The organism is Chloroflexota bacterium, assembly GCA_014360805.1.
Classification (GTDB): domain Bacteria; phylum Chloroflexota; class Anaerolineae; order DTLA01; family DTLA01; genus DTLA01.
On record JACIWU010000104.1, the window covers coordinates 1 to 8,590 of the forward strand.

Sequence of the window (8,590 nt, forward strand, 5' to 3'; positions counted from 1 at the left end):
TCACCCTCGGCCATTGGGTGTCCCCCTCGCCGTGGGCAGGGGATGTGGAGCAAATTGCCAATTTGCTCCACGCGGGTGGGGATGAATCGCCGCATCGCCGCGCGGGGCTGACCCCCCGCGCTGAGAGAACAAAGCCCCTTCGGGGCTTCGCCCGTTCAGCCCGATGCTTCAGCGTCGGGCGGGGCGGCAACACACCTCACCCCCGCGCCTTCGGCGTCCCCCTCGCCGTGGGCAGGGGATGTGGAGCAAATTGCCAATTTGCTCCACGCGGGTGGGGATGAATCGCCGCATCGCCGCGCGGGGATAAACCCCCGCGCTGAAAGAACAAAGCCCCTTCGGGGCTTCGCCCGTTTAGCCCGATGCTTCGGCGTCGGGCGGGGCTTGAAATGCACCCGCCAAACTTGCATATTTCGCCCGCCGATGCTATAATAGGCGCAGTTGGGCGAGTAGCTCAGTCGGTCAGAGCGCACGGTTCACATCCGTGAGGTCGTAGGTTCGAGCCCTATCTCGCCCACCTTCGGTCGCGAGGCACGCCCCTTCGCGACTTTTTTATACCCCCTTGCGGGAGGTGCGCCATCGGACACACACTCCAGGCCAGCCTTTGGGTCGCGGGCTCCGTCCTGATCTACCTGGCCGCCTCGCTTGTCCTGGACACCGCCGAGACCAGCCCTGACGAGCCTTCGCACGCCTACCTGCTGCGAGCGCGGCGGCTGGGGTTGGATCGGCTGGCGGCGCTGGCGTACTACGTGGGCCTGCCCTACGGAGCAATGCTGGCGGGCGCAGCCGATTTCCCCATGCACCTCGGGCTGGCGGGCCTGGACTGGCCCGCATCGCTGGCCAGGGGCGCGGCGCTTGGGCTGATGCTGTTCGCGGGCTCGTGGGTCGTCGCCTGGTACGTTCGGCGCTGGCGCCCTCATGCGCCGACTAATCTCCGCGATCCGTCCCACCACGGCGATGCCTGGTTTCTGGCCCTGTGCCAGCAAGCACATTGGGCCTTCTATCGGCTGCCCGGCATTCTGATCACGGGCGACTTCCTGCTCGGCACCTTCGTGGGCGCGACGCTGGCCCTGTTGGAGCGCTTGGGCGATCCGCGCTGGCGACGCCGGGCTACGGGCGCGGACACAGCGCTGGGCGCGTGGCTGGATGTGGCGCTCCTAGTCGGGATGTCGGCCTCGTTCTACTTCGTGCGCAATTTCTTCGTTCTGTGGGGCGTCCACACGCTGCTCATCTGGGCCATTCGGAAGATGCTCCGCTGACCGCCTGGGCCTGCGAGGGAACAAGAAAAGGGAGCGACGGGACTCGCTCCCTTGCGTTGCGTAGTGGGAACTGCAGGGGGCCTACGCCAGGAGCAGGCTCAGGCCCACGAGCACGACCAGCATAACCACTGCGATGACGCCCAGGCGCCGCAAATCCTTCAGCACGTAGTGATACTCCTGCTTGAAATCCACGGCCTGTCCGCGCTTGTAGGTGGTGGCGGCGGGGGCTTCCTGCTGGGCTGGCCTCGCCACGGCCGCCGGTTTCACCGGCCGCTCAAAGGATGCCTGTGGGACGCGCCGCTTCTGCGTCCGGCCCTTCTGCTGGGTTTTCTTCACCTTTTTCGCCATGACATGTCCTCCGAAAGAATTATTGCACCAGCGCCGCAATCACAACGATGCGGTGCGTGTCTATCCGGTACGGGTAGCAGGTGATGAGCGTCAGGATCGGGTCGGGCGTCGGATCCATCACCTCTACCTGCGTCGGCTCAATGATGCGCTTCGCCACCACCTTGTAGCGGTACGGCTGCGAACCCGCGTACACGATGATCTCATCTTCCAGTTCCAGTTTGTGTAGGTCGCGGAAGATCTCGCCGTAGATGTCGTCGTGGGCCGAGATGACGCAGTTGCCGCGTTCGCCCGGGTTGGCCGAGCCGATATGGTGGCCCGCGCCCTTCTTCAGTTGCTCCCACCCATCGCCTTCTACCACGCGCGCGTCCACGTTGATGGCCGGGATCACGATGCGCGTCGGCTGTTCGGGGCCGGGCGTGGGGATGGGCACCTGCACTTCGGGCGACACCAGGTGCTGATACTGCGCGGGCACCGGCTCGCGCCCCGGCACCGGCGGCTCGTGCCCGCCAGGGAGCACCCGAACCTCTATGAGTGCAGTGGACGTGGGCGTGGGCCGATTGGAGCCGCTGGCCTCCACGACCTCGCGGTTCAACTCCTGCAGGTTGAGGAGCGAACCCGCCAGGATGACCACCAGGCCGACCAGCGCTAGCACTTCAAGCGCCAAGAGCAACTGCTCGCGCAGACGCTTCATGTCCAGGCGGCGGCCCGACGGTTCGGGTTTGGGCTGCTCCGCGGGGGCTGGCTGCGGCGTTGTCACGGCGTAACCCTCGGCGCGCGGGGGCGGCGCGGGCGGCGGCTGGACGGCGGGCGCCACCGGCTCGGCAGGTTGCACCACGCGCCCCTCCGAGGCCAGGCGACGCAATCGTTGCGCGCGCTCTTCCCGCTTCTTGAGGAGCAGCAGGCGCTCCAGTTCCTCTACGCTCAGTTCGTCAACAGACCGTTTTCTACGAAACACGATCAGGCAATCCGTTCCACTCTCACATTGCGCTTGGCCAGTTCGGCGAAGAACGGTTCAGGCTCCAGGCAGCCTTCCGGCGCGAACACGCCCGCGGGCAACGTGCGCTGCGCCAACATCACCGCGCCGATGGCCGCCGGTATGCCCGTGAGCCGCCCCATCTTGTCCACCGTCGTATAGGTGTAGCGCCGCTCCTGGCCGTCCTTGCGCCCGATGACGTCCACGCGCGCGCCCGAGAAGGGCACGCCGCCCGCGCGGAAGATGCCCTCAATGGCGTGGATGACCTTCGCCACGCGGTCAATCTTCCGGGGCGTGTTGATGAGCCGCAGCGCGTTGAACACGTCCACCAACTTGTTGTTCCAGTCCGGGGTCAGTGCCCCCTTCAGCGTAACCGTCTTCGCGCGGATGTAGCGCGGGATGGTGAGCGGTTCCGGGTGGCCGCAATGGAACACGCGGATGCGGCCCAGCGGCGCGGGGAACTCCACCACTTCCGCGCCGGACGACGCCGGGATGTTCTTCCAGTCGCCATCCATGTACGTGGGCACCTCGCCCGTAACCGCGTAGAAGACGTGCTTGATCACGGCCAGGCCCTGGGAGTCGGCGGCCCCGCCTGCCCAGGCGACGTGGATGGCGTCCACCTCGTCCAGTCGGGACGCTCCGTCGCGGGCCATCAGGTTCGTGATGCCGGGCGTCCACCCCAGGCCCGTGATGGCGGTAACTCCCGCCTTGCGCGCCTCGGCGTCCAGGCCGAGCACCTCGGGGATGGGGCCGTAGTCGTCGCAGATGTCCACGTAGTTCACGCCGGCCTTGACGGCGGCGCGCGTCATTGGCGCGGCGAACTTGTAGAACGGGCCGATGCACCCCACCGCCGCGTCGGCGCCCCGCATCACCTCCACCAGCGAATCTCCCTTCGTGGCGTCCACGAATCGGGCGGAAGCGCGCGGCCCCAGTTCCGCGGCCAACTTCTTCGCGGCGTCCAGCCGATAGTCGGCGATGACAACCTCGGCGTCGCTGTGCGCCATGATGTCGCGCACGACGAAACTCCCCATGTCTCCGCAGCCACCCAGGACGACGATCTTCATGTCCAACCTCCTGTTGCGCTTGCGCTGAAAAACGCCTGCCCCCGACGCGGATGTGAAAGAACAAGGGTAAAACCTGTCTTAATATTATACCCCGCGTTTGCGCCGCGTCAAACCCAGTCGGGTCGTGATGGCGCGACTCAACGTGGCCCATTCCTCCACGCGCAGCACGGAGATGAGCGCCGCGTACACGCCCAGCCCGACCGCGGCCCCCACCGCCACCTGGACCAGCCACGGGATGAACCCCTCGGCTCCCAGCAGGACGGCGACCTGCCGCGCACTCCAGTGAACTGCAAGCGCCATGCCACCCGCCGCCGCCAGCGACTTCAGCGCCGTCTCGCCGATGCGGCTGCGCCGGAGCGACGCTCGCAGCAGGAAGAGCATGATGAGCGCGTGGCCGGTCAGTTGGCACGAGTTGGCGATCACCAGGCCGATCATCCCCAGCGGGCGGATGAGCGTCAGCGCCACGGCCAGGTAGATGCCGACGGCGGCGATGCCCACCAGCGCCGGCGTCAGCGTGTTCTTGCGGGCGTAGAAGGCGAAGATGAGCAACTGGTCAATCCCCGCGAAGGTGAGGCCGATGAGGTAGAACCGAAGGGCGTTGGCGACCTGCACGGTGTCGTGGGGGCCGAACTCGCCGTGCTGGAAGATGAGGGCCACCACCGGCCGCGCCAGCACGAACAGCCCCAGCGTCGCGGGCACGAGCAGCACCAGCACCATGCGGAGGGACACGCCCAGGGTGCGCTCGTAGGCGGCGTCGTCTCCGGCGTAGTCTGACCGCGCCAGCGATGGCAGCGAGGCCAGCGAAATCGCCGCGGCCACCAATCCCAGCGGGAACTGCACCAGGTTCGTGGCGTACTGCATCCAGGCAATGCTCTCGCCGGGGGTTCGGGATGCCAGGTTGCGGTCAATGGCGATGCCCACCTGGCTGACGACCAGCCCCAGCACGATGGGCAGGTACAGTTTCAGAATGCGCCGCAGGCCCGGGTGGCGCAAGTTGAGCGAGAAGCGAAACCGTCCGTCGCGCAGCCCGGGCGCCAGCAGGCCGAACTGGAAGATGGCGCCGATGAGGATGCCCACCGCCAGGGCGTACACATCCAGGTACGCGGCCAGGAACACGGCGGCGAGGATAAGCCCCACGTTGTAGATGGCCGCGCCGAACGCGGGGAACGCGAACCGCTGCAAACTGTACAGCAGGCCGATGGAGATGCCGGAGATGCCGAAGACGAGAACCGCCGGCAGCACCACGCGGATGAGCCGCGTCGTCATGGCGAGCACGGCAGGTTCAAACCCGCCGCCCAGGAGCCACGCCACCACCGGCGCACCCAACTCCAGTAAGATGATGAGGCCGGTCAGCAGGACGGCGGCCAGGCTGAACAGCACGCTGGCAAGTTCCCACAGTTCCGCCTTGCGCTTCTCGGCGTAGTCGCTGAAGACGGGGACAAGCGCGGAACTGAGCATTCCGCCGATGAGGAGGTCAAAGATCATGGTAGGGACTTGCGACGCGACTCGGAAGGCGCTCAGGTACGGCGACGCGCCGAAATAGTCCGCGATGACCATCTCGCGCACGAGGCCAAGCAGGCGGCTCACGATGTTGCCCGCGCCGATGATGCCCGCAGCGCCCGCGATGCTGGTTACCGTCTTTTGCGTTGACTCTACCGGCGGTGTGATCTCAGCCAAAGCGTGTCTTGTCCCTCGCCCTCCGATGCCAGCGCATTGTACATGAGGTGCGGAGCGCGGGCAAAAGCGCGCGCCGTACGCTATCCACGAATAACGCGAATCTACGCGAAAGGGAGACGCAGGATCCAAGGTGTCTGTAACCGCGAATAACGCGAATCTACGCGGATAGAAAACGCGAGATCCGAGGTGCGACGCACTTCCGGGAGTGCGTCGCACCTCGGCTGCCACCCGTAGGGCGGCTCGCGTTGCGCGCGTGGGGGTTGCCGAGGGAGCGTCGCGCCGCTATAATACCGTCGGGCGCGGGAACTTCCCTGCGGCAAGGGACGTCAGCAATTTGGAATCTGCAGCGCAAGGAGAGGTACGGATTGTGATGCACAGGAGTGCGGCTGGATGGCTGTTGGTGGCCGCTCTGGCGGTGGCACTGGTCTTGCCGCCGGCGGGTGCTGGCGCGGCAGGCGGGGAATGGCAGGCGCAGTACTGGAGCAATCGGTCCCTGTTGGGCCCGCCCGCGCTGGTCCGCACAGAGGCGGCCGTGAGTTTTGACTGGGCGTTCGGCTCGCCGGGGGCGGGCATCCCGAAGGACAACTGGTCGGCGCGGTGGGTGTGGACGGGCACGTTCGTCGCGGGGTGGTACCGGTTCAGGACGTTCACCGACGACGGCGTACGCGTCTGGGTGGACGACGCGCTGCTCATTGACCAGTGGTTTGACATGCCGGGCGTGGCCAATGTGGCCGACGTGTACCTGTCGGCGGGCACGCATCGGGTGAAGATGGAATACTACGAGCACACCGGCTACGCGCGGGCATACCTCACATGGTCCCGCTTCGCGGGCGACCCCACGTATCAGGGCTGGCGGGGCGAGTACTTCAACAACCGCAACCTGTCGGGGAACCCGAGTTTCGTCCGCGACGACCCAAAAGTGGACTTTGACTGGGGTTGGGAAAACGCCTATCCGGGCGTGGGCCTCGGGGCGGACGATTTTTCCGTGCGCTGGACGCGCCGCATGCGATTTGACGCGGGTTCCTGGCGGTTCAAGGCCACCGTCAGCGACGGGATTCGCATCTACGTGGACGGGCAGAAGGTGGTGGATGCGTGGCGAGAGCAGGAGACCACCTTCGTCAGCGGCGATGTGTACCTGTCGGCCGGGGAGCATGAGGTCAGGGTGGAGTACTTTGAGGGCAAGGGGCGGGCCATTGTGCGGGTGGAGATGGAATACCTCTCGGCTCTCATGCAGCCTTCGCCCACGCCTGGCTATCTCCGCTGGAGGGGCGAATACTTCGCCAACCGCTGGCTGACCGGCGCGCCGGCGCTCGTCCGCGACGACGCGGACATCCGCTTCAACTGGGGACTCGGCTCTCCCGCGGCGGGCATCCCCGAGGACGAGTTCTCGGCGCGCTGGACGCGCACGTTGTCCTTCGCGGCGGGCACGTACCGCTTCTATGCCCGCGCAGACGATGGCGTGCGCCTGTGGGTGGACGACCGACTTGTCATTGACCGCTGGCACGACCAGGCCGCCACGACCCACTACGGCGACATCGCGCTGGCCGGCGGCCCGCATCGCATACGTCTGGAGTACTACGAGAACGCGGGCTTTGCCGAAGTTGCGCTGTGGTGGGAATCCGTCGCGTCGGCCCAGCAGTGGCACGCGGAATACTTCAACAACGTCGCCCTCTCGGGCGCTCCGGCCAGGAGCGAGTCGGTGCCGGAAATCCAGTTTGATTGGGGCGACGGCAGCCCCGGCGCGGGCGTGTCCGCCGACCGATTCTCGGCGCGCTACACGCTGACGGCCCAGTTCGCCGCCGGCCTCTACGAGTTCCGCGTGCGCTCGGACGACGGCGTGCGCCTGTGGGTGGATGACCAACTGGCGCTGGATCGGTGGGTGGTGCGGTCGGCCACGGAAGATCGGCTGGCGCTGCAACTGTCCGAAGGAACTCATGGCATTCGGCTGGAGTATTTTGAGGATGTGGGGCTGGCCGAGTTGCGCCTGTCGTGGGAGAAGCGCGACGATGCAGCGACGACCGCCTGGCTGGGCCAGTACTTCACCAACCCCTGGCTCATCGGATACCCCGCGATAACCCGCCCTGAGGCCGCCGTGGATTTCAACTGGGGGACGGGTTCGCCCGCCACCGGCATTCCGGCGGACAACTTCTCGGCGCGGTGGACGCGGACGCTGGTACTCCCCACGCCGCGGACGCTGACCTTCTCGCTGCGCACCGATGACGGCGCGCGCCTGTGGGTGGACGGGCAATTGGTGCTGGATCGGTGGTACGACCAGGTGGCGACGACCACGCATCAGGTGCAGGTGGCGCTGGGGGCGGGTGTCCACCCGGTGGTGTTGGAGTACTACGAGCACGGGGGCCTGGCTGCCGTCGCGCTGTCGTGGCAATGAGCGCGCGGCGGGCGCGGCGGCTGTGGAAAGCCGCCCTACGAACTGTAACCGCGAATAACGCCAATCCACGCGAACGGGGAACGCGAGATCAAGGTGCGTCGCACCTCGGATACCTGCCCCCCGCGCCTCGCGGCGGCTGTGGACAGCCGCCCTACGTGTCCACTATTCTCCTTCGTGTGCATTCGCGTTATTCGTGGATAACGGGCGCGGGGCCGGTTTCCATGCGCACCCCCGCCTTCGGAACCGCCCTTGCTTTTCGCCAGGACGCCCGATTATGTTATAATGGCGCACAAACTGGCTTTCCACGGAGTCGGGAACGGGTGAACAGGAAAATCGTTTTCTACACGTTGCTGCTGTGGGCTATTCTGATGTTCGTGGCAGGCGCGGCGCATGCCCAGCAACCCGTCGTGCGCGCGCTCTTCTTCTACTCGCCCACGTGCCCCCACTGCGAGGCGGTCATCAAGGAGTACATCCCATCGCTCCTGCAGAAGTACGGGAAGCAGTTGGAAATCGCGTTCATAGACATCTCCAACCCGCAGAACTACGAGGGGCTGCTCCGGCTGGAAGCGGCCTACGGCCTGGATTCCACGAAGACCGGCGTGCCCGAGGTCTTCATCGGCGACAAGGTGCTCACGGGCGAGGTCGCCATCCGCGGCCAGATGGAGAGCATCATCCAGGAGTATCTAGCGAAGGGCGGCGTGGACTATCCGGCCCTGGCGCGCATCAACCCCGAAGGGACGCCCGCCCCCACGCCCACGCCGAACGCGCCCGCCAAGCCCATCGCCCTGGCCTACTTCTACAAGCCCGGGTGCCAGGAATGCAACCGCGTGGAGTACGACCTGCGGCTGCTGGAGAGCCGCGTGCCCGGCCTGAAGGTGTACCG

The 8,590-nt window shown here is 66.5% G+C and carries 7 protein-coding genes and 1 tRNA gene; 4 read left to right on the forward strand and 4 right to left on the reverse strand.

What is annotated here, in order from left to right; all coding sequences use genetic code 11:
- Window positions 1–440 precede the first annotated feature (440 nt).
- Window positions 441–514, forward strand: a tRNA-Val gene (locus tag H5T65_12960).
- A gap of 202 nt (window positions 515–716) precedes the next feature.
- Window positions 717–1,256, forward strand: a complete 540-nt coding sequence (locus H5T65_12965; GenBank protein MBC7260141.1) for a hypothetical protein — start codon at window positions 717–719, stop codon at window positions 1,254–1,256.
- Window positions 1,257–1,337: 81 nt separating this feature from the next.
- Here the strand turns inward: H5T65_12965 and H5T65_12970 are convergent, their stop codons facing one another.
- The 4 genes from H5T65_12970 to murJ form a co-directional block, all read right to left on the reverse strand.
- Complete coding sequence (locus H5T65_12970; protein MBC7260142.1) at window positions 1,338–1,604, reverse strand: hypothetical protein; 267 nt, start codon at window positions 1,602–1,604, stop codon at window positions 1,338–1,340.
- A 19-nt stretch (window positions 1,605–1,623) separates the two neighbouring features.
- Entirely contained in the window at window positions 1,624–2,559 is a 936-nt protein-coding gene (locus H5T65_12975; protein MBC7260143.1) for a class D sortase, read from the reverse strand.
- A gap of 2 nt (window positions 2,560–2,561) precedes the next feature.
- Window positions 2,562–3,641: a saccharopine dehydrogenase NADP-binding domain-containing protein gene (locus H5T65_12980; protein MBC7260144.1), complete on the reverse strand. Its 1,080-nt coding sequence runs from the start codon at window positions 3,639–3,641 to the stop codon at window positions 2,562–2,564.
- A gap of 84 nt (window positions 3,642–3,725) precedes the next feature.
- Complete coding sequence (murJ, locus tag H5T65_12985; GenBank protein ID MBC7260145.1) at window positions 3,726–5,318, reverse strand: murein biosynthesis integral membrane protein MurJ; 1,593 nt, start codon at window positions 5,316–5,318, stop codon at window positions 3,726–3,728.
- Between the two features lie 367 nt (window positions 5,319–5,685).
- On the opposite strand from murJ, the gene H5T65_12990 reads away from it, so the two are divergent.
- Window positions 5,686–7,707 (forward strand): hypothetical protein, encoded by a 2,022-nt coding sequence (locus H5T65_12990; GenBank protein MBC7260146.1) that lies wholly within the window; start codon window positions 5,686–5,688, stop codon window positions 7,705–7,707.
- Window positions 7,708–8,027: 320 nt separating this feature from the next.
- Window positions 8,028–8,590, forward strand: a 563-nt coding sequence (locus H5T65_12995; protein MBC7260147.1) for a hypothetical protein, incomplete at its 3' end; no start/stop codon positions are given.